The organism is uncultured Bradyrhizobium sp., from assembly GCF_964252615.1.
Taxonomy (GTDB): Bacteria; Pseudomonadota; Alphaproteobacteria; order Rhizobiales; family Xanthobacteraceae; genus Bradyrhizobium.
Map to the genome: position 1 here is coordinate 15018 of NZ_CAXUNQ010000007.1, position 23438 is coordinate 38455.

Annotated in this window: 30 protein-coding genes and 1 tRNA gene; 13 read left to right on the plus strand and 18 right to left on the minus strand. The window is 62.9% G+C overall.

Features of this window, described 5'->3' with window-relative positions; all coding sequences use genetic code 11:
• Positions 1-68: 68 nt before the first annotated feature.
• The 9 genes from ACFE72_RS06345 to ACFE72_RS06385 form a co-directional block, all read right to left on the minus strand.
• Positions 69-674, minus strand: a complete 606-nt coding sequence (locus ACFE72_RS06345; protein ID WP_375412225.1) for a nuclear transport factor 2 family protein — start codon at positions 672-674, stop codon at positions 69-71.
• 138 nt (positions 675-812) lie between these two features.
• Positions 813-1088: a hypothetical protein gene (locus ACFE72_RS06350; RefSeq protein WP_375412226.1), complete on the minus strand. Its 276-nt coding sequence runs from the start codon at positions 1086-1088 to the stop codon at positions 813-815.
• Between the two features lie 81 nt (positions 1089-1169).
• Entirely contained in the window at positions 1170-1304 is a 135-nt protein-coding gene (locus tag ACFE72_RS06355) for a hypothetical protein (RefSeq protein ID WP_375412227.1), read from the minus strand.
• 52 nt (positions 1305-1356) lie between these two features.
• Positions 1357-1578, minus strand: a complete 222-nt coding sequence (locus ACFE72_RS06360) for a hypothetical protein (protein WP_375412228.1) — start codon at positions 1576-1578, stop codon at positions 1357-1359.
• A gap of 86 nt (positions 1579-1664) precedes the next feature.
• Positions 1665-1741 (minus strand) — tRNA-Met (locus ACFE72_RS06365).
• Between the two features lie 113 nt (positions 1742-1854).
• Positions 1855-2214, minus strand: coding sequence for a hypothetical protein (locus ACFE72_RS06370; protein WP_375412229.1), 360 nt, complete (start codon positions 2212-2214; stop codon positions 1855-1857).
• A 52-nt stretch (positions 2215-2266) separates the two neighbouring features.
• Complete coding sequence (locus ACFE72_RS06375; RefSeq protein WP_375412230.1) at positions 2267-2905, minus strand: class I SAM-dependent methyltransferase; 639 nt, start codon at positions 2903-2905, stop codon at positions 2267-2269.
• 64 nt (positions 2906-2969) lie between these two features.
• Complete coding sequence (gene mnmA / locus ACFE72_RS06380) at positions 2970-4151, minus strand: tRNA 2-thiouridine(34) synthase MnmA (RefSeq protein ID WP_375412231.1); 1182 nt, start codon at positions 4149-4151, stop codon at positions 2970-2972.
• A 483-nt stretch (positions 4152-4634) separates the two neighbouring features.
• On the minus strand, positions 4635-4937 hold the full coding sequence (locus tag ACFE72_RS06385) for a hypothetical protein (RefSeq protein ID WP_375412232.1): 303 nt from the start codon (positions 4935-4937) through the stop codon (positions 4635-4637).
• 34 nt (positions 4938-4971) lie between these two features.
• Between ACFE72_RS06385 and ACFE72_RS06390 the strand changes: the two genes are divergently transcribed.
• The gene (locus tag ACFE72_RS06390) at positions 4972-6279 is read left to right on the plus strand and encodes a flagellar hook-length control protein FliK (RefSeq protein ID WP_375412233.1); all 1308 of its coding nucleotides are present in this window, start codon (positions 4972-4974) and stop codon (positions 6277-6279) included.
• A gap of 9 nt (positions 6280-6288) precedes the next feature.
• Positions 6289-6987: a flagellar hook assembly protein FlgD gene (locus ACFE72_RS06395; RefSeq protein ID WP_375412234.1), complete on the plus strand. Its 699-nt coding sequence runs from the start codon at positions 6289-6291 to the stop codon at positions 6985-6987.
• Positions 6988-7053: 66 nt separating this feature from the next.
• Here ACFE72_RS06395 and ACFE72_RS06400 read toward each other — a convergent pair whose 3' ends face one another.
• The gene (locus ACFE72_RS06400; protein WP_375412235.1) at positions 7054-7494 is read right to left on the minus strand and encodes a hypothetical protein; all 441 of its coding nucleotides are present in this window, start codon (positions 7492-7494) and stop codon (positions 7054-7056) included.
• Between the two features lie 17 nt (positions 7495-7511).
• Complete coding sequence (locus ACFE72_RS06405) at positions 7512-7823, minus strand: hypothetical protein (protein WP_375412236.1); 312 nt, start codon at positions 7821-7823, stop codon at positions 7512-7514.
• Between the two features lie 243 nt (positions 7824-8066).
• Here ACFE72_RS06405 and ACFE72_RS06410 point away from each other — a divergent pair, with 243 nt between their 5' ends.
• The 6 genes from ACFE72_RS06410 (at position 8067) to ACFE72_RS06435 (ending at position 13720) form a co-directional block, all read left to right on the plus strand.
• Positions 8067-8342 carry a DUF1153 domain-containing protein gene (locus tag ACFE72_RS06410; protein ID WP_002714638.1) on the plus strand — a complete coding sequence of 92 codons (276 nt, stop codon included), beginning with the start codon at positions 8067-8069 and terminating at the stop codon, positions 8340-8342.
• A gap of 244 nt (positions 8343-8586) precedes the next feature.
• Positions 8587-10203, plus strand: coding sequence for a flagellar basal-body MS-ring/collar protein FliF (gene fliF / locus ACFE72_RS06415; RefSeq protein WP_375412237.1), 1617 nt, complete (start codon positions 8587-8589; stop codon positions 10201-10203).
• Between the two features lies 1 nt (position 10204).
• A complete protein-coding gene (gene fliG / locus ACFE72_RS06420; RefSeq protein ID WP_375412238.1) occupies positions 10205-11293 on the plus strand; it encodes a flagellar motor switch protein FliG in 1089 nt (362 codons plus the stop codon).
• A complete protein-coding gene (locus tag ACFE72_RS06425) occupies positions 11293-11934 on the plus strand; it encodes a FliH/SctL family protein (RefSeq protein ID WP_375412239.1) in 642 nt (213 codons plus the stop codon). Before fliG ends, ACFE72_RS06425 begins: the two co-directional genes overlap by 1 nt.
• Positions 11931-12281, plus strand: a complete 351-nt coding sequence (gene fliN, locus ACFE72_RS06430; RefSeq protein WP_375412240.1) for a flagellar motor switch protein FliN — start codon at positions 11931-11933, stop codon at positions 12279-12281. Before ACFE72_RS06425 ends, fliN begins: the two co-directional genes overlap by 4 nt.
• Before the next feature lie 53 nt (positions 12282-12334).
• Complete coding sequence (locus ACFE72_RS06435; RefSeq protein WP_375412241.1) at positions 12335-13720, plus strand: sigma-54 interaction domain-containing protein; 1386 nt, start codon at positions 12335-12337, stop codon at positions 13718-13720.
• A 65-nt stretch (positions 13721-13785) separates the two neighbouring features.
• Here the strand turns inward: ACFE72_RS06435 and ACFE72_RS06440 are convergent, their stop codons facing one another.
• The 3 genes from ACFE72_RS06440 to ACFE72_RS06450 form a co-directional block, all read right to left on the minus strand.
• Complete coding sequence (locus ACFE72_RS06440; protein ID WP_375412242.1) at positions 13786-13941, minus strand: hypothetical protein; 156 nt, start codon at positions 13939-13941, stop codon at positions 13786-13788.
• Positions 13942-14337: a DUF4345 domain-containing protein gene (locus tag ACFE72_RS06445; protein ID WP_375412243.1), complete on the minus strand. Its 396-nt coding sequence runs from the start codon at positions 14335-14337 to the stop codon at positions 13942-13944. It lies immediately after the preceding gene.
• Positions 14338-14589: 252 nt separating this feature from the next.
• A complete protein-coding gene (locus ACFE72_RS06450) occupies positions 14590-15801 on the minus strand; it encodes an LLM class flavin-dependent oxidoreductase (protein ID WP_375412244.1) in 1212 nt (403 codons plus the stop codon).
• Positions 15802-15972: 171 nt separating this feature from the next.
• Here ACFE72_RS06450 and ACFE72_RS06455 point away from each other — a divergent pair, with 171 nt between their 5' ends.
• Entirely contained in the window at positions 15973-17088 is a 1116-nt protein-coding gene (locus ACFE72_RS06455; protein ID WP_375412245.1) for an ATP-dependent RecD-like DNA helicase, read from the plus strand.
• 36 nt (positions 17089-17124) lie between these two features.
• Here ACFE72_RS06455 and ACFE72_RS06460 read toward each other — a convergent pair whose 3' ends face one another.
• Positions 17125-17346, minus strand: a complete 222-nt coding sequence (locus ACFE72_RS06460; protein ID WP_375412246.1) for a hypothetical protein — start codon at positions 17344-17346, stop codon at positions 17125-17127.
• A 142-nt stretch (positions 17347-17488) separates the two neighbouring features.
• Here ACFE72_RS06460 and msrA point away from each other — a divergent pair, with 142 nt between their 5' ends.
• From msrA to ACFE72_RS06480, 4 genes are all read left to right on the plus strand, one after another.
• Positions 17489-18205, plus strand: coding sequence for a peptide-methionine (S)-S-oxide reductase MsrA (msrA, locus tag ACFE72_RS06465; RefSeq protein WP_375412247.1), 717 nt, complete (start codon positions 17489-17491; stop codon positions 18203-18205).
• Positions 18206-18270: 65 nt separating this feature from the next.
• Entirely contained in the window at positions 18271-18678 is a 408-nt protein-coding gene (gene msrB / locus ACFE72_RS06470; protein ID WP_375412248.1) for a peptide-methionine (R)-S-oxide reductase MsrB, read from the plus strand.
• Between the two features lie 144 nt (positions 18679-18822).
• Entirely contained in the window at positions 18823-18987 is a 165-nt protein-coding gene (locus ACFE72_RS06475; protein WP_375412249.1) for a DUF3309 family protein, read from the plus strand.
• A gap of 215 nt (positions 18988-19202) precedes the next feature.
• On the plus strand, positions 19203-19502 hold the full coding sequence (locus ACFE72_RS06480; protein ID WP_375412250.1) for a hypothetical protein: 300 nt from the start codon (positions 19203-19205) through the stop codon (positions 19500-19502).
• A 26-nt stretch (positions 19503-19528) separates the two neighbouring features.
• On the opposite strand, the gene ACFE72_RS06485 is transcribed toward ACFE72_RS06480, so the two are convergent.
• From ACFE72_RS06485 to ACFE72_RS06495, 3 genes are all read right to left on the minus strand, one after another.
• Positions 19529-20017 carry a DUF4112 domain-containing protein gene (locus ACFE72_RS06485; RefSeq protein WP_375412251.1) on the minus strand — a complete coding sequence of 163 codons (489 nt, stop codon included), beginning with the start codon at positions 20015-20017 and terminating at the stop codon, positions 19529-19531.
• A 100-nt stretch (positions 20018-20117) separates the two neighbouring features.
• On the minus strand, positions 20118-21704 hold the full coding sequence (locus tag ACFE72_RS06490) for a hypothetical protein (RefSeq protein ID WP_375412252.1): 1587 nt from the start codon (positions 21702-21704) through the stop codon (positions 20118-20120).
• Between the two features lie 37 nt (positions 21705-21741).
• Positions 21742-23034 (minus strand): adenylosuccinate synthase, encoded by a 1293-nt coding sequence (locus tag ACFE72_RS06495; RefSeq protein ID WP_375412253.1) that lies wholly within the window; start codon positions 23032-23034, stop codon positions 21742-21744.
• Between the last annotated feature and the right edge of the window lie 404 nt (positions 23035-23438).

A 23438-nucleotide genomic window follows, 5' to 3' on the forward strand; every position in this document is an offset into this window, starting at 1 on the left:
TGCTTTGTCGCGGAGTTTATCATCGGGCGGCGAAGCCGGTCCCCCCGGGCCCCGCGCAATGACGGTCCTTACCGGTCCAGCTTCTCGCCCCTCAGCCACTTCGCCCCGCTGGCATACAGTTGCGCGACCGCCTCGCCTTTGAGGCCGGGCATATCGCGCTTGATCTGGTAGCCGATCTCGCTCTGCAGATAAGCCAGATGGCGATAGCCTTCCGGAAAGTTCGCCAGCAGTTTTGCGTCCAGCGTCAGCGATGCGGCAGGGTCGACCGGATCCATGCGGTCCTTTTCATAGATCGGCTGGCGCAGAACAAGACCCCAACGCTCGCCGCGCTTTTCCAGGAAATCGTAGAACCGCCCGGTGCAGACGACATCGACGACAACGTCATGCACCGATGCCCGCTGGGAGATGGTCATCTTGGTTTGCGAGATCGCGCGATGTCCGTCGAGATCGATCGATTGCGCGCCGAGAAAATGCAGGATCGAGACGCCCTTGGCCCAGCCTTCCCTGCTCATCGCGATGAATTCGTCGGCGGTGCCCTGGGTCCAGGTCGCCATCATGCGGCCGTCATCAAACCACACCGAGCGAAACCGCTCCCAGTCGCCGGCGTCGCGCCACATGACCCAGTTCTCGATCAGGTCGCGGATCGCAAGGCGATCATGCAGCTTGTCATCCATATCTCATCCTCGCCGCCATTCGCGCTGCTTCTCAGCACTTTTCGGAATTCGCGCCGGCATGCGCGCACCGTGAATAGAGGTGTAACAAAAAGAAACGGCCTCCGCGAGGAGGCCGTTTCACAGGCAGCTTTACGAGCTTTAGCGGTCGATAATGACCTTGCGGTCGCCGCGGTCGTAATCGCGATCCCGGTCCTTTTTGATGATCACGGTTTCGTCGCGGCGCGGTTCGCGCTCGCGAATGATCGTGCGCTCATGGACCCGATCGCGATCGTAATCGCTGCGTCCCGATCCAACCGTTACACCGGCTCCGACCGGACCGACACCTACGCCAACGCCAATCTCTTCCGCACTCGCGGGAGTAGCGCTGTAAATCCCAACAACCGCGATAGCAGCCACTGCAAGTCGCTTGATCATCGCATGCTCCTCTATTGTGAACTATCGGAAAGGAAATGCCAGACAGGAAAAATTGTTCCGGTTATCTCAAAGCCGGATGCCTTACGTCTTCATCGCAAACCAGATTGCCAGAACGATGATCACAACGATAATCACGCCCCAGACGGCGGGCGTGACTTTCTTCGAACTGCCGCTGCGCGGCGAGTCGTTCGGCGCATGATTATATCGGTCGTCCATCGCGGCAAGGTCTCGACGAAAACCGTCTTGCCACCGGCGAGACGCGCTCGGGCTAGCGAAATACCGCCAGCATCTTATTCCACAGCGTATCGTTGTTGCGATCGCCGTCGGGCTTCGACGGCGCCGGCTGGGCCGCGCTTACCGGATCGGACGCCGGAAAGGTGTCCATCAGGCCGGCCTCAAGCCGTGCGTGAGTTTCCATGTCGGCAGCGGCCGCTGCTTTGGGATCTTCGGCATGCTTGTCGTAAGCGCCCGGATCGAATTTTTCAGCCATTGGGTTTCTCCTCTGACCGACAACGTTTGTGCGATCCAGACGTTCCCCAGAGGTGAAAGTGAAAACAATCGACACGTTGAGGGAGATGGTAGCGGGAGAGGGACTCGAACCCCCGACCCCAGGATTATGATTCCCGTGCTCTAACCAGCTGAGCTACCCCGCCACGGGTCCATCGCGCGCGCCATGCCACAGGGCGCGAACGCGCGGCATATAAGAAGCAGCTCCGGGGCATGTCAAGCAAGCACCTGCCTGCACGTAAGTAACTGCAAATCTGGACTATTTAGGACGGATCGTGGGGTCGCCGCCAGCGCTGCCCGGCGGCGGAATCACCGGGGTGTTGCCGGTGTCGGGCGTCGGCGCGCGGATCGCCGGATCCACGCCGGCGGGGGGACACAGCACGCCGTCGGACCTCGCCAATTTATCGCCCAGCGGCTCGGCGCGCTGTTCGCTCGTGGTTGCTTGCGGCGCGATACTGCCCTGGGGCGTCGATTCCGTCGGCGCGCAGTTGGTGCCGCGCGCGGGGGCGGGCGCCGCAGTTTGCGCCGGCGGCGTCGTTGCGGTCGGCGGCGCCTGTGCAAAGGCTGCCCCGGACGCCGTCATGAGTGCGCACAAGAACAAGGGAAGTGATTTGGTCATCTCAGGAAACGGTCTGGCCGGACCCAGGTTCCACGCGAAAATCGACGCCAGATCATGATTTGCGGTAACGAATTAGCGAAAAATGCCCCATCGGCGGCATCGGGCGGCGTTCGGCGAGACTGACGCCGCCATGTTTTGCGGCCCAGTCGGCGAGGCGTGCCCACGGAAATTCGGGCCGCCAGCCGAGCCGGCGCGCCAGCGGCGCGAACGCCAGCTCGAACATGCGGCGCGGGCCGCTCTCGGCGCCGATGTGATTGACCAGAATGAGCTCACCGCCCGGTTTCAGCACGCGGATAAAATCATCCAGCGTAGCTTCGGGGTCGGGTACCGCAGTGATGACATATTGTGCTACCACCGCGTCGAAATAACCCTCCGCGAATGCCAGGCTCTTGGCGTCCATCACCGCCAAGAGGTCGACGTTGGAGAGACCCATGGCGCGCACCCGCTGCTGGGCCTTGCGCAGCATCGGTTCCGAAATGTCGACGCCGCACAATTTCGTGGTTCGCGAATAATCCGAGAGCGATAATCCGGTGCCGACGCCGACATCGAGAATGCGGCCGCCGATCTTGTCGGCTTCCGCAATGGTCGATTGGCGGCCTTGATCGAACACCTTGCCGAATACGAGATCGTAGACTGGCGCCCAGCGGCCATAGGCCTTTGCGACCCCCGCGCGGTCGATGTCGTTGCCCATGCCCCCGCCTCGAATTTTCTTGCCTGAATTCTTGCCTGAATTTTCTTGCTGACTTTCGATCGCGTCAGTCCTGAAGCAGCGGCTGCGGTTGGACGGCTTCACGCGCCGCGGTTTTTGCAGCCGCGCTTTTGATGAAACCGCCGCCGAGCACGCGTGCCTGTCCCGAGGGCGCATCGTAGAACACGCAGGCCTGCCCCGGCGAGACGCCCTCCTCGCCACCTCCCAGTTCAACCTCGTAGCCGCCATTCACTGGGCGCAACCATGCCGGCTGCGGCGCGCGGGTCGAGCGCACCCGCACGAAAATCTCAAGCCCGGCGCCGACCGTGCAGTCGAGCGCGCCGTCACCGATCCAGTTCACGTCCCGCAGCATGATGCGATGCATCCGCAGCGCCTCGCGCGGACCGACCACGACGCGGCTTTTCCCGGCGTCGAGCCGGATCACATACAGTGGTGCGCTGGCGGCAATGCCCAATCCGCGCCGCTGGCCGACGGTGAAATGCGCGATGCCGTGATGTCGGCCGACGGTCCGGCCCTGGAGATCGACGATGTCTCCCGGCTCCATCGCATTCGGCTTCAGGCGACCGACGATATCGGTGTAGCGCCCGCTCGGCACGAAGCAGATGTCCTGGCTGTCCTGCTTGTCGGCGACCGACAATCCAAAACGCCGTGCCAGTTCACGGGTCTGCGGCTTGCTCATGTCGCCAAGCGGAAAGCGCAGGTAGGCGAGCTGCTCGCGGGAGGTCGCGAACAGGAAATAGCTCTGGTCGCGGTCGGAATCGGCGGCGCAGACCAGCGCGCGCGATCCGTCCGCCATCCGGCGTGACGCAACGTAGTGCCCGGTGGCAAGCGCCGAAGCGCCGAGTTCGCGCGCGGTGGTCAGCAGATCGCGGAATTTTACCGACCTGTTGCACTCGATGCACGGCACCGGTGTTTCCCCCGCGGCGTAACTGTCGGCAAAACTGTCAATCACGGACTCGCGGAACCGGCTTTCGTAATCCAGCACGTAATGCGGAATGCTCAGGCGCGCCGCGACGTCACGGGCGTCGTGGATATCCTGTCCGGCGCAGCAGGCACCCTTGCGATGGGTGGCGGCGCCATGATCGTAGAGCTGCAGCGTGATGCCGACCACGTCGTAGCCTTCCGATTTCAGCAGCGCCGCCGTGACGGATGAATCAACGCCGCCGGACATGGCGACAACAACCCGGGTTTGCTGTGGGCGGCCTTCGAGATCGAGACTGTTGCGCATGGTTCCGGCCGTTGATCAGGATGCTTTGCAGCGGCTCCGGAAGAGCAGATCGAGTTGGCCGGAACGACTGAAAAAGCCAAGCCTTCATATAGGCCGTGTCCCCGAGAGGCAATCAGCGCGCCCGGCTTTGGCCATGCTGCGACGGCAATTCTTGCCGCCGGGCAGAAACGAAGCGGCCCAGGCGACCGCGCGATCAGCGCCCGTTCCAGCTAAGTGTTTGAATTTTCATGTATTCATTTCTGCCGCGCCGTGGCCCGGTCCTTGCTGCCCTGAGTACAAGGATCATCGCGAAAGGCCACCCGTGTTCAGCGTGACATCAGAAAACGCCGCAAACCTTTCAATCCAGAAAGCGCCGTCAAGGTCCGCAAGAGCGGACCCAGCGCCGGCGTCAGACAGTTTCACCGCTCTGATTGACGGCAATAGGGCTGAACCAGCGAGCGATGATCGCCCGTTAGCGGCCGCAGCCGATCGGCCGCTGCAGCGTCACGACGACACATCCGCGGCAACCGACAGCCGCCTGCCGCGCGACAAGGCATCCGCTTCGCGCCTGACCACCAGGACCCCTTCGCAGAACGCGCAATCCGGCGCCGGACCGGCCGCTGCCGCTACCGCCACCGCTGGCAGCGTCGATGCGGAGGCTGCAATCAAACAGGAGACGCCGGGAGTTGCGAAACCCGGCATTGGCAAAACAACGATCAAGGCCGCGGCTTCAGACATCATCGCCACGCCCGACCTTGCAGCGCCTTCCGATCCCGTTGCTTCGCCGCAGCCGGTCGCGGCGGCCATCGCGACTCCGGTTCCGGCTGCCGTTGCGATAGCCGTGCCCGTTGCGGCAGCCGAAATCATCGTCGCGCCGGCATTCGGCGGCACCGCCACCGAGCCGCTTGCGATTGCCGCGGCGGCAATTGCCGCCGGCGCATCGGTCGTTGCCGCGCCGAAGTCGCCCGCATCGCCGGCACAGGGCCAAATTGCGCCGGAACAGATCGCGGAAAAGCCTGCCCCGGTGGCGGACATACCCACCACCGTGGCCACCGCGCCGGCAGCCGCAGGTGCAACGACTCCAACGACTCCAACGACTCCAACGGCTGTAACGGCGGTTTCGGCAGTTTCGGCGCTAAAGACCGAAGCCGTTAACCCGGACGCGGCGGCCGCCAATACCGCGCAAGCGACCGTAACCGACACCGGTGCAGCTCCCGTCCATCAGCCGGCGGTCAAGGCCGACGCGACCGCCATTCAGGCTGATTCCGCACCGGCGCCTGCCGCTACGGCGGCGCCCGTTGCGGCTGTTACGTCAAACGCAACGATCAAGCCGGCTGCTCCCGTAAGGTCGCGCGACCCCGCCGTGCCGGTCACCACCGGCATTCAATCGAATGCGGCCGACGCCTCGGCGGCGTCGCCATCAACCGATGTCAACGGCAACAGCGCGGCGTCACACGCTCCGGCCGCGGAGCGTAAACAGAAAAACGGCGATGGACCCGTTGACGCTGCGAAAGCCGAACCGGCGACCGCCGAGGCGCCGATGAGCACTGCTGCGGCGGCGACACCGACGCCCCACCAGCACCGCGTTGCAGGAGCAACGGCTCAGATTCAGACCGAACTCTCCGATGCCGGGCAATCGGCAAACCTCGTCCAGCAACCGCAGGCGCCGTCCGCCGCGTCGCCCGCGCCTGCCGTACAACTGAATGTAACCGCAGCGACGTCGGCCGCAGTACCGCTGAACGGCCTCGCGCTTCAGATCGCGGTGACCGCGCAAAGCGGAAAGAGCCGTTTCGAGATCCGGCTCGATCCCGCCGAGCTTGGCCGCATCGATGTCCGCATCGATATCGATCGCCACGGCCAGGTCACCTCGCATCTGACGGTCGAGAAACCGGAAACGCTGGCGATGCTGCGCCAGGATGCGCCGCAGTTGCAACGCGCGCTCGACGACGCCGGGCTCAAGTCCGGTGACGGCGGCCTGCAATTCAGCCTGCGCGACCAGACCTCATCCGGCCAGAACAGCGGCGACGAGGCCGGCCGCCATGGACAACGGCTGATCATCAGCGAAGACGACAGCGTTCCCGCCGCGGTTGCGGGACGAACTTACGGCCGCGTGCTCGGATCAGGCAGCGGCGTCGACATCAGGGTCTAGGAGACAGACATGACGACAGCATCAGGCGTGGCCCCTTCCGTCGTATCGGGCACGACACCTCTGCCGAAGACGAGTTCCGATTCGGGGGCGAGCCTGAGCTCGGCTGCGGGCTCGACACTCGCCGGGAATTTCCAGACCTTCCTGACGTTGCTTACCACGCAGCTGCAGAACCAGAACCCGCTCGACCCGCTGGACACCAACCAGTTCACCCAGCAGCTCGTGCAATTCGCCGGCGTCGAGCAGCAGCTCAAGACCAACGATCAATTGACGTCGCTGGTGTCGCTGCAGCAGACCGCGCAATCGACGCAGGCCTTGGGATTCGTCGGCAAGACCGCCGTCGTCGACGGCAGCACGACCAAACTGACCAATAGTGCCGCGACCTGGACCCTCGGCGTCGCATCGAATTCCAATGTGGCCGTCACCATCGCCAACTCGACCGGGCAGAACGTCTTCAGCGGCACCTATGCGGTCACTGCTGGCCAAAACCAGGCTTTCACCTGGGACGGCAAAGGCAATGACGGCACGCAGTGGCCGGACGGCAAATACACGCTCACCGCCACCGCGGCCGACTCCGCAGGCAACGCCGTCGGCGTTTCAACGCAGATACAAGGCATGGTCAATTCGGTCGATCTCACGCAATCGCCGCCGCTGCTGTCGATCAACGGCCAGAACTACACCGTCAATCAGATCAAGAGCATCACGAACTGACACCATCTTCCGCCCCCGGCGCGATGCAGCGTTCTTCGCGCCGCGCCGCGCCGGGACGGAAGCATCTTACGTGGCGTGCACGGCAACCGGCGGTGGAGCGCCGGCGACCTGCTTCAGGTGCTCGTCCGGGTCGTCATTGCGCGTGACCACCTGCGGGCAGCGATCGCAGGCCGCCCGACCTTCCTGATGATACCAGCGGCATGCGCGCCGTATAATGCAGGGAGGCAGGTTTTCGGCGACGTGCGGCAGCATGGCGACGATGCGGGTTGCGAGCTGGCATCGATCACCATCGAAATGCGTGCACTTCGATGTCTCGCAGCGCGCCGCAAGGCGAAATATCTCGCCCGGCGCCGCCGGCGCCGCTTGCGCCAGCAACTCCGGCGTGGCCGCGACGGGCTCGTTCAGATAAGCCACCCGCGGCCCGTTTCCGCTGTCGGAAACGACGCCGAGTATTTGCGCGTCGGGCATCTGCGGTTGAGCGCTCGGGCAGAGCAGCGCCTCGTCCAACCGACGGGACATGGCGCTTACTCGAACTCCATCTCTTTATCCATGATGTAGCCCATGATGATGTGGTTGTCGCGGATCAGCGTGGCCGGCGTGCCGTGGAATGCCGGCAGCGACTTTGCAACCTCGGTTGCCAGCTTCTGGACATCCTCCGTCTTCCTGCTCATGTCGAGCTCACGCAGGATGAAGCCGATCAGCCAAGGGCTCATGACGAACTTCGGCTCGGCCTTGATTCCCTTGAAGGCGGCGTTATTGGCGAGCGCCTTCTTTACGGCGTCAGGAACGGCGGTTGAAAGCTCTCGGGCGGAAATCGATTTGATCTTGTCAGCCATGAAATCCTCCTATTGCAAAGACGTTGGGGCATTTTCGCCGGAAAATAAACGCTCCGATATTGCCACAACTTTCGCCCGCCGTCGATTAAACCTTAAGGAAATCTTTCGTGAACGGTCCGCCGTCCCTGAGTTGACGTCGATTTCAAGGTGAATCTCATTGCAGCCTTGAGCTTAGGCAAATTTTAAGTCGCGCGGGTTACGTTGTTCCAGTGAGTTCAGTGGTTGAGAGTTTGTGAGTACGCCATGACAGAACCCCATCGCCCGAGGGTGAAATACGTCATCGGGCCTGACGGTAGTCCGTTAACAATTGCGGATTTGCCCGCGCCGGGAACCAAACGGTGGGTGATCCGCCGCAAGGCGGAAGTCGTAGCCGCGGTCCGCGGCGGCCTGCTCTCCCTTGAGGAGGCTTGCAGCCGCTATACCCTGACGGTCGATGAGTTCCTGTCCTGGCAGTTTTCCATCGATCAGCATGGCTTGGCCGGACTGCGCACCACCCGTATCCAGCAGTATCGGCAGTAAGCCGCTCTCCTTCCGCGTCCCGGTGCGATGCGGCAGCGCGCCACGCCGTAAGAACGGTGCGCGGCGCTGTGTCCGGGGCACGAGACTTCGCAATTTTCATAAAATCGGCCTTCCCGTGGAAGGCCGATTTTTTATGCGCCCGACAATTCTCCCGGGCCTTTACCTTCATTAACCATATCGAAACCATCCCATAGGCAATAATTGCCCAGTCGGCTCTTGGAGCCGAATCTTTTGGGGCTGGTTCGTGCAGGGTCTTGCGAGTTTCCTGAGAAGTCTAGGTGCGGCCCGGGTGCTGGCGATGGTCGCGGTCACCGCCGCGCTGATCGGATTCTTCGGTTTTGTCATCATGCGCGTCACCACGCCGCAGATGACAACCCTTTTTACCGATCTGTCGCCGGAGGACTCCGCCGGGATCGTCAAGGATCTGGAACGCCAGGCCATCGCCTTCGAACTGCGCAACGACGGCGCCGTCATCATGGTACCTAAGGATAAGGTGACGCGGCTGCGCATGAAACTCGCCGAAGGCGGACTGCCCAAGGGCGGCGGCGTCGGCTATGAAATTTTCGACAAATCCGACGCACTCGGCACCACCAGCTTCGTGCAGAACATCAATCATCTGCGCGCGCTGGAAGGCGAGTTGGCCCGCACCATCCGCGCCATCGACCGCGTACAGGCGGCGCGCGTGCATCTGGTGCTGCCGGAGCGGCCATTGTTCTCCCGCGAGACCCCGGAGCCGTCGGCCTCGATCGTGGTACGGGTGCGCGGCACGCTCGAGCCGCAGCAGGTTCGCGCCATCCGCCACGTGGTCGCATCCGCGGTCAATGGATTGAAGCCGCAGCGGGTGTCCATCGTCGATGAAGCCGGGCAGTTGCTGGCGGACGGCGCCGGCGGCGATGCCGAGACCGCCAACGGCGATGAGCGCCGCGCCGGATTTGAGAAGCGGATGCGCAATCAAGTGGAAGCGATCGTATCGTCGGTAGTCGGCGCGGGCCGCGCGCGGGTGCAGATCTCGGCCGACTTCGACTACAACAAGATCACCCAGACCTCGGACAAATTCGACCCTGAAGGCCGGGTGCTTCGCTCCAGCCAGACCCGCGAGGAATCCTCGGCCACCGCCGAAAACAACGGCCAGGTGACGGTCAACAACGAACTGCCCGGTGGCCAGCGCCAGGACAATACGCCGGCGGCGCGCGACCAGAGCAAGAAAAGCGAGGAAACCAACAATTACGAGATTTCCCGCATCACCAAAACCGAGGTGACCGAGGTCGGCCGCGTCAACCGCATCTCCGTCGCTGTGCTGGTCGACGGCAGTTATTCCAAGAACGACAAGGGCGAGATGGTCTATGCCGACCGCGGCAAGGAGCAGCTCGACCGCATCGCCGCACTGGTGCGCTCGGCCATCGGCTTCGATCAGAAACGCGGCGACCAACTCGAGGTGGTCAACCTCCGTTTCGCCGACGCGCCGGCCGTGGTGCCGGTCAGCGAACCATCGGGCTGGCTGAACATGCTGCAATTCACCAAGGACGACATCATGTACGGCATCGAGCTCTCGGTGATGCTGCTGCTTGGTTTCGTGGTACTGTTCATGGTGGTGCGGCCGCTGGTAAAGCGCATCCTCGCCTCCGAACCGGTCGCGATCGCCAACGCCGCCTTGCCCGCGCTGGTCGATTCCAGCGCCGAGGCTGCGAGCGGACAGGATCCGGTTTCCGGCGCACAGGTCGCTTCGCAGATGATCGACGTGGCGCAGGTGCAGGGCCAGGTTCATGCGCAGTCGGTGCATCGCGTCGGCGAACTGGCGCAGAAAAACCCCACTGAAACCGCTGCCATTGTTCGACAATGGCTTTCGGAGCCGTTGAACTGACATGGCCGTGCCGCAAACCACACCCGGCACCAGCAACGACATCGCCAGCGTGATGGCGACGCTGGCGAGCCGTCAGAGCACTCGCCCCAGGAGCAAGCCGATGAGCGGCCCGAAGCGCGCGGCGATCCTGATGCTGGCGCTCGGGGAACAATATGGCGGCAAGGTGTGGTCGCTGCTGCAGGACGACGAGGTGCGCGAGCTTTCGATGGCCATGTCGACGCTCGGCACCGTCGAAGCCGACGTGGTCGAGGACCTGCTGCTCGAATTCGTCTCACGGATGTCGGCGTCCGGGGCGCTGATGGGCAATTTCGATGCCACCGAACGGCTGCTGCAGCAATATCTGCCGAAGGAACGCGTCACCGGGATCATGGACGAGATCCGCGGGCCTGCCGGCCGCAACATGTGGGAAAAACTCTCCAACGTTCAGGAAGAGGTGCTCGCCAATTATCTCAAGAACGAATATCCGCAGACCATTGCGGTGGTGCTGTCGAAGCTGAAGCCCGAGCATGCCGCGCGGGTGCTGGCGATCCTGCCCGAGGACATGGCGCTCGACGTGGTCGGCCGCATGCTCAAGATGGAAGCGGTGCAGAAGGAGGTGATCGAGCGCGTCGAACAGACGCTGCGCACCGAATTCATGTCGAACCTGTCGCAGACCCGCCGCCGCGACGCCCATGAGGTGATGGCCGAAATCTTCAACAATTTCGACCGCCAGACTGAAACCCGGTTCATCACCTCGCTGGAAGAGGACAACCGCGAATCGGCCGAACGCATCAAGGCGCTGATGTTTACCTTCGACGACCTGGTCAAACTGGATTCGGCCTCGGCCCAGACCCTGATGCGCAACATCGACAAGACCAAGCTCGGCATCGCCCTGAAAAGCGCCAACGAGGAGGTTCGCGGATTCTTCCTCGGCAACATGTCCTCCCGCGCCGGCAAGATGCTGCTCGACGACATGGCAGCCCTTGGGCCGGTGCGCTTGCGCGACGTCGACGAGGCGCAGGCGCTCCTGGTCAATCTCGCCAAGGATCTCGCGGCCAAGGGCGAGATCATGCTGAGCAAAAACCGGGCCGACGACGAGCTGGTGTACTGATGGGCGCTCCGGCAAAATTCCTGTTCGACATCGACTTCTCAGCGCCCGACAAGCGCGAGCGCGCGGCGACGCCGTCGGAGATCGCGCAGCAGATCGCGGCGGCCGAAGCGCGCGCGTATCGCGACGGCTTCGATGCCGCAATGCGCGAGGCCAGGGCCGAAAGCGATCGCCGCGCCGCGCTGGCGCTGGAGGAAATCGGCATCGCGATCCGCACCATCGCCACCCGGTTTTCCGGCATCGAGACCCGGATGGAAACCGAGGCGGTCGATGTCGCCGTCGCGGTGGCGCGCAAATTGTGCAGCGAATTGATGGCCGGTGAACCCCTTACCGAGGTGATGGCGCTGGTACGCGACTGCTTTTCGCATCTGGTTTCGACGCCGCATCTGGTGGTCCGCGTCAACGAATCTCTTTATGAGGCGGCGCGCGAGCGGATCGAGCGGACGGCAAAGCAGAGCGGTTTCGAAGGCCGGCTGGTGATCCTGGCCGAGCCGGAGATCGACACCGGCGACTGTCGAATCGAGTGGGCTGACGGCGGCGTGATGCTGGAGCGCGCGGCAATCGAAGCCAAGATCAACGAACTTGTCGGACGCTACATGGCGTCCCGCGATCAGGCCGAACTGGCCATGAGGACCGAACCATGAGCGCCACCGATACCCACGTCCCGCTTCCCGATCTCAACGCCGCCAATACCGCCGTCGTCGACGACATCGGATATCACGAGGATGAACAGATATCGCGCGTCGCCGCCGATCTCGAAGCCGTGTTCGACGTCCCGGTGCAGATTTCCGCGGTTCTCGGCCGTTCCAAGATGGATGTCGGCGAACTGCTGAAGCTCGGACCCGGCACCGTGCTGGAACTCGACCGACGCGTTGGCGAAGCCATCGACATCTATGTCAACAACCGCCTGGTGGCGCGCGGGGAAGTCGTGCTGGTGGAAGACAAGCTCGGCGTGACCATGACGGAAATCATCAAGGCGGAACGCAGCTGACATTTTGCAACGACCCGGCGCGCACTGGCGCGCATCGACTCAAGGAGAACACCATGCGGCTTCTCATCGTTGGCACCCTGAAGGGCCAGCTTACAACCGCCACCAAGATCGCGATGGACAACGGCGCCTCGGTGACCCACGCGGTAGACAACGAAACCGCGATGCGCGTGCTGCGCGGCGGCAAGGGCGCCGACCTTTTGCTGGTCGATGTGGCCCTGGATATCCGCGATCTGGTAATCCGGCTCGAAGCCGAACACATCCACGTTCCGATCGTCGCCTGCGGCATCGCCAGCGATGCCCGCGCCGCGGTTGCCGCGATTCACGCCGGCGCCAAGGAATACATCCCCCTGCCGCCCGACCCGGAATTGATCGCGGCGGTTCTCGCCGCCGTCGCCAATGATTCGCGCGACCTCGTCTATCGCGACGAGGCGATGGCGAAAGTGATCCGGCTGGCGCAGCAGATTGCCGGCTCCGATGCGTCGGTGATGATCACCGGCGAATCCGGCACCGGCAAGGAGGTGCTGGCACGCTATGTCCATACCCGCTCCAACCGCGCCAGGAAGCCGTTCATCAGCATCAATTGCGCGGCGATTCCCGAACATCTGCTGGAATCCGAACTGTTCGGCCATGAGAAGGGGGCGTTCACCGGCGCCATCGCCCGGCGGATCGGCAAGTTCGAGGAAGCTACCGGCGGCACGCTGCTGCTGGACGAGATTTCCGAAATGGATGTGCGGCTGCAATCGAAACTGCTGCGTGCCATCCAGGAACGGGTCATCGACCGCGTCGGCGGCACCCGACCCGTGCCGATCGACATCCGCATCGTCGCCACCTCTAACCGCAACCTCGCCGATGCCGTGCGCGAGGGTTGTTTCCGCGAAGATTTGCTGTTCCGGCTCAATGTGGTGAACCTTAAAATTCCGCCGCTGCGCGAGCGTCCCGCCGACATCCTCGAACTGGCGCAGCATTTCGCGCGCAAATACGCCGATGCCAACGGCGTGCCGGTGCGCCCGATCTCGGCCGATGCGCGGCGCGTGCTGACCACCAATCGCTGGCAAGGCAACGTCCGTGAACTGGAAAACACCATCCACCGCTCCGTGCTGATGGCCCAAGGCGACGAGATCGGCGCCGAGGCGATCCTGACGCCGGACGGCGACCGCCTCGACCTCGCCAAAACCGCGCCGGCGGTGGCCCATGCAACCTTCGCCGCCGAGCAGGTCACGCGCGCGCTGGTCGGCCGCACCGTCGCCGACGTAGAGCGCGACCTCATTCTCGAGACGTTGAAGCATTGTCTCGGCAATCGCACCCACGCTGCGAATATCCTGGGCATCTCGATCCGCACCCTGCGCAACAAGCTCAACGAATATGCCGATGGCGGCCTGCCGATCACGCCGGCGGGCGCGGGGGCGGGGGACTGTTATCGGGTGGCGGCGACGGCGTAATCGCGTCACGGGCGCGATGCAGCGAAGTAACAGCCACGCGCTGCAGCGCGACCGGGACACGAGACTTACGAATAGCTCGGCGCGTCCGGCTTGCGGAAAATGTGGATCGGATCGCCGGGCTGCAGATCGCGTCCGGTGAAGGCCGCATAGGCATAGAGCGCGAGGTAGCCGATCGCCAATGCGCCGACGCAATAGAAAATCCAGAATCCCGCGCGTTTCATTCAGGTGTACGCGCCGCGTTGGGCGGCTTCAGCGACGTGACGCTGCCACAGCCACAATAGCGGCACCAGGATCAAGCCCGCCGCCAGGCTGAGCAGGATGCCGAGGCTTGCCACGCCATGGCCGATTACGGCCATCAGGCGCGACGCCGCTCCGACTACCAGGATGAAGGTGACCAGCGTCATCCGCTCGGAACGGCGCTCGATGCCGGGAATGCACGACCAGTAGATCAGCCCGATGGCCAGCAGCATGCCCTTGAAAAAACGTACCGAGGAATCGATAGCGCCGTCATCGAAGATGTCCGTGAACGCCGTGCCGAACACCACGCCCGCGAGCCCGAAGCCGACGCCGACCAGACCCGCGAGGGCGACGGCGATCTGAAGAAGCTTGCGTTCCATCGCCAAGGATCTCCTCCGTCATGCGCGGGCCTGACCCGCGCATCCATCATCTCGCAAGAGTCGTTTTAGAAAGATGGATTGCCGGGTCAAGTCCTACTGGATGCACACATCTCGCCGTCATTGCCGGGCTTGACCCGGCAATCCATCCCCTTCGAAACGACTCTTCCGAAGATGGATGGATACGCGGGTCAAGCCCGCGTATGACGGGAGGTGTGAATCCGGTAGGGTCAAGCCCGGCAATGAGGAATAAAGCTACCCCGCCGCAACGCTCGGCTTCGACTGCGCAACGTTTACCGCCAGCTTGCCGTAGCGGTCGGTGAAGGCTTCGGTATCGATCTCCTCAAGCTGGATCGCACCGCTTAGCACCCCGGTTTTCCATTGTTCGTGTTCGGGATCGGACCTGAATTCGGGCATCACTTCCTTGGCGAATAGTTCCAGCGAGTCGCAGATGTGCTCATGGCTGTTCTTGCCGGCCTGGTTGAGCAGGATCACCTGGTCGATATGCGACGTTCGAAAGCGCCGCAGCTTTTTGCGGATGGTTTCCGGCGAACCGATCAGGCCGCCGCGCAAGGCGGCCTCCTGCGCCTCCGGATTGTCGCGCTTCCATTTGTTGTATTCGTCCCACATGTTGACGGTGCCGGGCGCCGGGCGCGCCCTGTTCTGCCCCTGGCCGTAATAACGCAGTGCAAACTGGAAGAAGGTGGCTCCGTCGGCGCGCGCCCGCGCCTCCTCGTCGGTCCTGGCGCACATGAAGAACGACACCAGCGCCATGTTCGGATTGGTTTCATAGTCCGCGAGTTTCTTCAGCCGCTTGGTGATGGCGTTGTAATAGGCGTGCACCCAGGCATGCGCCGCGTCCGCGCTGACGAACTGGAAGCCGAGCGCGCCGAAGCCGCACCGGCCGGCGCGCTCGATGGTCGGCAGTTGCGAGCACGCCATCCACAGCGGCGGATGCGGCTTCTGCACCGGCTTCGGCACCACATTACGCAAGGGCATATCGAAATACTTGCCATGGTGTTCGCAGCCGCCGTCCTGGAACATCGGGAAGATGGCGCGGACAGCTTCCTCGAACACTTCCTTCTTGGTTTCCATGTCGCGGCCGAACGGCGTCAGTTCGGTGATCGAAGCGCTCTCGCCCATGCCGAATTCGACGCGGCCATTGCTCAACAGATCGAGCACGGCGACGCGCTCGGCGACGCGCGCGGGATGATTGGTGGTGAGTTGGAAGATGCCGTGGCCGAGCCTGATGTTTTCGGTGCGCTGGGAGGCTGCGGCGAGAAACGACTCCGGCGATGGCGAATGCGAATATTCTTCCAGAAAATGATGTTCTACCACCCAGGCATGGTCGTAGCCGCAACGGTCCGCGAGTTCTAGCTGCGTCAGCGCATCCTGATAAAGCTTCAATTCGCCGCCGGCTTGCCATGGTCGCGGCAACTGCAGCTCATAAAAGATGCCGAATTTCATATTGCGCCTCCCGCAGACGGTTTGTCATTATTTCCGGAGTGTAGACTGCCGAAAGCCCAAGTCCACCATCACCCAATTCCGCGTGGCGGAAGACGGCTTGTGCTCCCAGCGCGAATGGTTAGTTTTGCGATGTGAGTCGCCTGCGCGACCCTCCTTCCTTCATCGAGACCCATGCCGAGCTTCACCCCGCACCAGGATTCCGCGCTGAAAGCCGTGGCCGACTGGCTGAAAGCAAAACCGGGCAGGAATGGCACGCCGCCGGTTTTCCGGCTGTTCGGCTATGCCGGTACCGGCAAGACCACGCTGGCGCGGCACATCGCCGACGGCGTCAGCGGCGAGGTGAAATTCGCGGCCTTTACCGGCAAGGCCGCTTTGGTGATGCGTAACAAGGGATGCGACAACGCTTCGACGATTCATTCCCTGATTTATCGCGCCCGCGAATCCGGCGTGGAACAGCCGAGTTTCGAGTTGTGGGACGACGCGCCGGCGTCGAAAGCAAAACTCATCGTGATCGACGAATGCTCGATGGTGGACGCGGAACTGGGCCGCGATTTGATGTCGTTCGAATGCCCGCTGCTGGTGCTCGGGGACCCCGCGCAATTGCCGCCGATTCAGGGCGGCGGCTTCTTTACCAATGTAGAACCCGACGCCATGCTGACGGAGGTGCATCGCCAGGCCCAGGACGACCCGATCGTGCGGATGTCGATGGACGTTCGTGAGGGGCGTGGGCTCGACATCGGCCGCTATGGAGAGAGCGAGGTGGTGGCGCGCGCCGAACTCGATCCGCACCGCGTGATGTCGGCCGATCAGGTGCTGGTCGGACGCAATAACACCCGCCGCGCCTACAACATGCGGGTACGGCAAAAGCAGAACATCCAGGATCCGCTGCCGGTGGCGGGCGACAAGCTGGTCTGCCTGCGCAACAACCGCAAAAAGGGCTTGTTCAACGGCGGGCTGTGGCGGGTGAAATCGCGCACCGCCTCAAGATCGAAATCGCGGATTCTCAGCATGCGGCTGTCACCGGATGAGGATTTCGGCATCAAGGTGACCCGGGTGTCGGTGCGAACCGATTGCTTTGAGGGCGGCATTGAACAAATTGCCTGGGAGCAACGAAAACCCTATGACGAGTTCGACTATGGCTATGTGCTCACCGTGCACAAAAGCCAGGGCTCGCAATGGGACGATGTGGTGCTGTTCGACGAAAGCTTTGCATTTCAGGACAGCCGCGCAAGGTGGCTCTATACCGGCATCACCCGGGCGGCGAAGCGGTTGAGCATCGTCGTGTAAATCCCAAGCTCGTCCGCGCGCAAGCAGGGGCGACGCTTACTTCGGATTTGGATTGTCAAGCTCGTCGTCGGAACGCTCAAATCCGCCAGCGCGGTGGCGCGACAATTCGACGGGAGGCATTGCCTTGCGACTGTCGGCCTGCGCTATCACGTCAAACCCTTGGAAAAATCGAGCAATCGCCGCGGACGCGGTTTCGACGCAGCGTGGTTGCGCCTGTTCCCAGGCGCCTAACTTGATGGAAATAATGGTTTTATTCACGAACTCGTGTGCGTAGACCCGTAACAATGAGCAAGTTGCCCCGTATCTCGTTTGCACCAGAGAGAGCCGTGACGATTGCGGACCGCGCTCCGCGCCTTAAACTGCTCTTCGATCCGGCCGCCATCACTACGAGGATATTCCCATGCGCCGTCACCCATCCAGCCGTCTTTCGCTTTGCGCCGCCCTTGGTGCGCTGGCAATCACCGTATTCGCAGCCGTCCCTTCCGGCGCTGCCGAAGACGCCGTGATCATTCCCGCTCCTGCGATGGATGTTCAGGCGTCCGACGGCATCCAGACCGCGGTTATCGCTGGCGGCTGCTTCTGGGGCGTGCAGGGCGTATTCCAGCACACCGCAGGCGTGGTCAATGCGGTGTCCGGTTATGTCGGCGGCAGCAAGGCGACCGCGAACTATACGGTTGTGAGCACCGGCACCACCGGCCATGCCGAAGCCGTCGAGATCAAGTACGACCCGAAAAAGATCAGCTATGGCAAAATCCTGCAGATTTTCTTTTCGGTGGCGCACGATCCGACCCAGTTGAACCGTCAGGGTCCGGACTCCGGCACGCAATATCGCTCGGCGATCTTCACCAGCAATGACGAGCAGAAAAAGGTAGCTGACGCCTACGTCGCGCAACTCAACGCCGCGAAGGTTTACAGAAAGCCGATCGTTACGAAGATCGGCCCGCTGGAAACGTTTTATACGGCCGAGGATTATCATCAGGATTACCTGACGCTGCACCCGAACCAGCCCTATATCGCTTATAATGACCTTCCGAAGATCGAAAACCTGAAGAAGATCTTCGCCCAGAACTATATCGAGAAACCGACACTGGTAAGCAGCGCAAGGGTGACAAATTAGCCGTCATTCGGAGCGGGGCGGCCCTGCGCAAAGCCGCATCCCGCAATGACGGGAAGGGAAAGATAATGACTGACACCAAAACCGCAAAAGTCGAAAAGAGCGAAGCCGAGTGGCGCAAGGAATTGACGCCGATGCAGTATGCAGTGCTGCGGGAGAAGGCGACCGAGCGGCCATTCTCGGGTGAATACGAGCATGAGCATCGCGAAGGCACTTACACCTGCGCCGGCTGCGGCCAGACACTGTTCGAATCCGACGCCAAATTCGATTCCGGATGCGGCTGGCCGAGTTTTTCGGCGCCCGCCGCCGAAAGCCATGTCGATGAAGAGCGCGACATCAGCCACGGCATGATCCGGACCGAAGTGCTGTGTTCGAGGTGCAATGGCCATCTCGGCCATGTGTTCGAAGACGGCCCGGGACCGACGGGCCTGCGTTACTGCATCAACTCCGCGGCGATCAAACTGCAGCCGAAATAACTTTTGCCCATCGTCCTCCGGGATGCCCGACCGACGTAGCCGACAGGCTACTTTGCAGGTTCCACCTATGGAACTCAATCTCGCGATGTGCTTTGTTCCTGGTTCCGGTTGTCGTCGGCGACCGCTGCTTTGGAGGAAATTCGCATGTCGCTCGGACTGATCCTCATCATTATCCTGATCATCTTTTTGCTGGGGGGCTTCAGCGGCCGTTTCGGCGGTTACGGCTATGGCATGGGCCATGGCGGAATGGGCATCGGCGGCGTCATTTTACTGGTTCTGATCGTCCTGCTGCTGCTTGGCAAGCTCTGAACCGATACATACCGCTGAAATCGCTGGGTTAATTCAAGCCTGCGCGACTACGCGCGGGGATTCATCATCTGCGCTGCCAAGAGTCGCATTTTCGGCAAACGAGCCTATATTAGGGTCTGTCCTTGAAATGACGTCCAGCAGCCGGCGGCCTACTCGATCGGCTCCGGTGAGGCTGTCTTTTCCATGCGTTCCTTTGAAGAAGAAGGTCATCCATCATGGCTGCATTCAGCTACAAGACCAGCGCCGAATTGTTTCCTGCCGCAATCCGCAAGAAGAAACGTGCGGGTTTCGCGTATCGCCGTTTCGACACCGCGGCGGAAGCGGTGCGTTTCGCGATTGAGGAACTGCCGGCGGATTCGCTGAACGGCGCCTATTTGCAGGTCGAGGAAGCCCGCTTCGATCAGAACGGCATTCGCACCCTGTATGACAGCGCGGAATTTCCGCTGGCGCGCCGGGCTCCTGAGCCGTCCGCCGAAGCCGTTGTCGGCGATGCCAGTGCGGATGCTGCCGCCTGACCGCGTCCCGCTCCGGATTATTGCCTTTACAGTCTGGGCTGCTTGTCCATCCAGCGCCGCAACAGTTTGACGTTGCGGACGTTGGCGCGGAACATCACATCGAAGGCGTCCCCCACCAGCGGCACAATGCCGACTACGCCGTCCATCGCTACATTGCCAAGCATCCGCATGGTTACGTGCCAGGGTGCGCCGAGCGCGCGCGCCTCGCGTACCAGCCATAGCGAGATCGCCGTCGTGATGATATCGCCGACCACCGGAATCAGTCCGATCAGCCCGTCGATGCCGTAGCGCACATTGGTGCCGGGAATGATGAAGGCGACGTCGAGCAGTTTCGCCAGCGCATCAAGCCGCGCCAGCCGCTGCTCGCGCGTGAGAGGCGCGGATGAAGTTCCGAAGTCGAACGCGCGGAAATCGAACGAACCTTGGCCAAGCGGGCGTCCGATCGCTTCCGGAAGCTCCCGCCCTTCCTGGTCGATGATCGGCGCGGCGCGGCGCGTTTGTGGTTTGATTGTCATGCGCAGTGAGATGGTGCCGACATCGCGAGCATGCAAGCCTCGGCATCCAGGCTTGCCTGCCGGTTGCGCGGCAGCATCGTCGCAGCCGAAGCGACGAAGTCTACTCCCCCCACGCCGCGAACGCGTCCTGGAAGGCACGTTCGCCGGGGGCGCCCTTTTCGATGGCGATGATGGCACGGCGCTGGTTGGCATAGACCAGCGGAATGTCGAACCACGAACGTTCTTTCAAAAGCTGCAGGTTGCGGGCGCGGTCGGCCTCGACATTTGACAGGCCGACGAGGAAGAAGCCGTCCGTGACCTTGACCGCCAGCCCTGCGAGCGGCGTGCCGCGCGCCTGCTCGTTGGATTTCATCAAAATGCCGGGGACGTTGCCGACGCCGCCGCCATCGAAATTCTGCGGCAGGATGAAGGTCAGTTCCGCGGTGTGGCTGGCGGGCAGCGAACTGTCGGTGTTGCGGCGGAACGACATGGTCATCTTGAATTTGCGTTCGGGAATGTCGATATCGGCACGCACCGCGAGATCGCCGGCGGCAGTGCCGGTGCCCTTGATCTGCTCGGTACGCCACACCACCGTGCCGACATATTGCTTGCCCTTCGGATCGGCGGGATCCTCGTCATACAGCACCACGCGCTGCGCCACCGGCGCCACCGTCTCCGACGACGGCTGGCCGACGCGGTCGGCGATCTTCGGACGCGGCGCAGGCGTCGCGGTGTCCTTCGGCACTTCCACCACGGCGGAAGGCTTCAGCATGGTGCGCACCAACGAGACCAGCGCAGGGCCCCACAGGATCGCCGCCCCCGCAAGGATCAGCACGATGCCAATGGCGATCGCGCTCTTGAACGGAAAGCTGCCGCCGCCGAGGGGGCCACGCGGGACCTTTCTGCCCTTCTCCGGCTTCGGGCGCGGGCGCGGGCCAGGCTGATCCGGCGGCGGTGTCCAGCGCGCGGCTTCCTCGGCGGATTCGTCGTAGGAGTACGGAACGTCCGGATCAGCGCCGCGGTTTTCCATGCTAGGCTCAAGCCGGTCGAATTCCGGCGAGGGCGACGGCACATTGGCATAGGTCTTTCGCGCCGAACGGTTGGCCTGGGCCGCGGCGCGGCCGAGATCGTCGGCGTCGGCAGCGATATCACGAAAGCCCCGTACGCCCGGCGACTGGGCTTGGTCCGGCAGCGGCGCAGCCGGCGGCGGCGCATTGTCGGGGCGGCGCGGCGCGCCGGAGCGTTCGCGGGTCGGCGGCAACGCCGGATCTTGCATGCCAACCGGGGGCTGCGACTGCCGGGGCGGCGCGGCCGGCGGCAACGGCTGCGGATTCAAATCGGACTTGGGCGCGGGCGGCTCCGGCCGCGGGCTGCGCTGCTGTGGCGCGGCCGGCTGTCGCGCGCGGGCCGGCGGCTCGCCGGGCTTGGCACGGGGCGTGCCGGCACGGAACGCATCGCCGGCGCGGGGGCCGGAGCGTGAGGCTTCACGCGCGCGTTGGGCGGCTTCCGACTCCACCTTGCGCACCGCCTCTTCCAGCGACAGCCGCTCCCGGGTAATTTCGGATTCGCTGAGCGGCGGCTGCACGCTGCGCAATTGCGCGATCAGCGCCGAACGCGCCCGCTCATAGAGCGCGCGGCGGGCCTCGCCGGGGGCACTAGGGTCCAGTCCGGCAATGGCGCGGGCAATCAGCGGATAGTAATCAGCCATAATCACTCAACAGTGCGGGCTTTCCGGTAACATCGCGTTAAGCCTCGAACGGGTTTTGAACCAGAATAGTATCCTCGCGTTCCGGGCTGGTGGAAAGCAATGCAATTGGGCAGCCGACCAATTCTTCGACCCGCCGGACATATTTGATGGCCTGCGCCGGCAAATCTACCCAGGAACGGGCATTCGCGGTCGGCTCCTGCCAGCCCTCGATGGTCTCGTAAATCGGCTCGACCCGGGACTGAGCGCCCTCGCCGGCTGGCAAATGGTCGATCTCGCCGCCGTCCAGCCGGTAGCCGATGCAGACCTTGATGGAGTCGAACCCGTCGAGAATGTCGAGTTTTGTCAGCGCAAGGCCGTTGATGCCGCAGGTCCGCACGGTCTGACGTACCAGCACCGCATCGAACCATCCGCACCGCCGCTTGCGCCCGGTGTTGACGCCGAACTCCTTGCCGCGACGGCCGATCTCCTCGCCGATCTCGTCATGCAGTTCGGTCGGGAACGGCCCCTGGCCGACCCGCGTCGTGTAGGCTTTACAGATGCCCAGCACATAGCCAACCGCGCCCGGGCCCATGCCGGTGCCGGTCGCGGCCTGCGCCGCCACGGTGTTGGAGGAGGTGACGTAGGGATAGGTGCCGTGATCGACGTCGAGCAGCGCGCCTTGCGCGCCCTCGAACAGGATGCGCTTGCCTTCGCGCCGTTTCTGGTCGAGCAGGCGCCATACCGTCTCGGCGTAAGGCAGAAGCTTCGGCCCCAGCGCCACGAGCGCTTGCAGGATTTCCGCGCCGTCGATCTCGCTCAGATTATGGCCGCGACGCAGAGCGTTGTGATGCGCCAGCAACCGGTCGATCTTGTAAGGCAGCGTTGCCGGATCGGCCAGGTCCATCAGCCGGATGGCGCGGCGGCCGACCTTATCCTCATAGGCCGGTCCGATACCGCGCTGGGTGGTGCCGATCGCGCTCACCGCATTGGAGGATTCACGCAAGGCATCGAGTTCGCGATGCAAGGGAAGGATCAGCGTGACGTTTTCGGCGACGCGCAAATTGTCCGGGCTGATGGTGACGCCCTGCTTCTGCAGTTTCGCCACTTCGTCGAGAAAGGCTTGCGGATCGAACACTACACCGTTGCCGATCACGGCGAGCTTCGAGGGCCGCAGCACGCCCGAGGGCAACAGCGCCAGTTTGTAGGTTTCGCCGTTGATCACCAGCGTATGGCCGGCATTGTGGCCGCCTTGAAAGCGCACGACGATGTCGGCCTGCTCCGACAACCAGTCGACGATCTTGCCCTTTCCCTCGTCGCCCCACTGGGCGCCGACGACGACAACATTGGCCATTACGGTAGATATCCCTGCAAGTGACTAGACGCCCGGCGAAAATACGGCCGGGGGCCGCTCCGATGCGAAGCAACTCAACCGGATAAAGGATGCGGGCGGGTGAAGCAAGCAGGAAGGGGGTGCGGGGCATTTCCGGACGTTCATCAAGTCGTTGATATCTACGGGAATTTGGGGTTGAAACCACTAACGGATCAGCCCGGGACATAAATCCGCTGGCACATCGAAGCGCTTCCTTATCTCGCCCTGCGAGCTAAGGCGTTATCCCGTCCGGCATCAACGCAGTAACGCCGGACTGGAGACTGTTCCAACGCGTAAATCAAAAATGCTCGGCCAGAAAGTGTCCTCTGCATGATGGTCACCTCGATCCTTAGCGGCCGTCGCAACCAGCGTTGTCAAATTTCGGG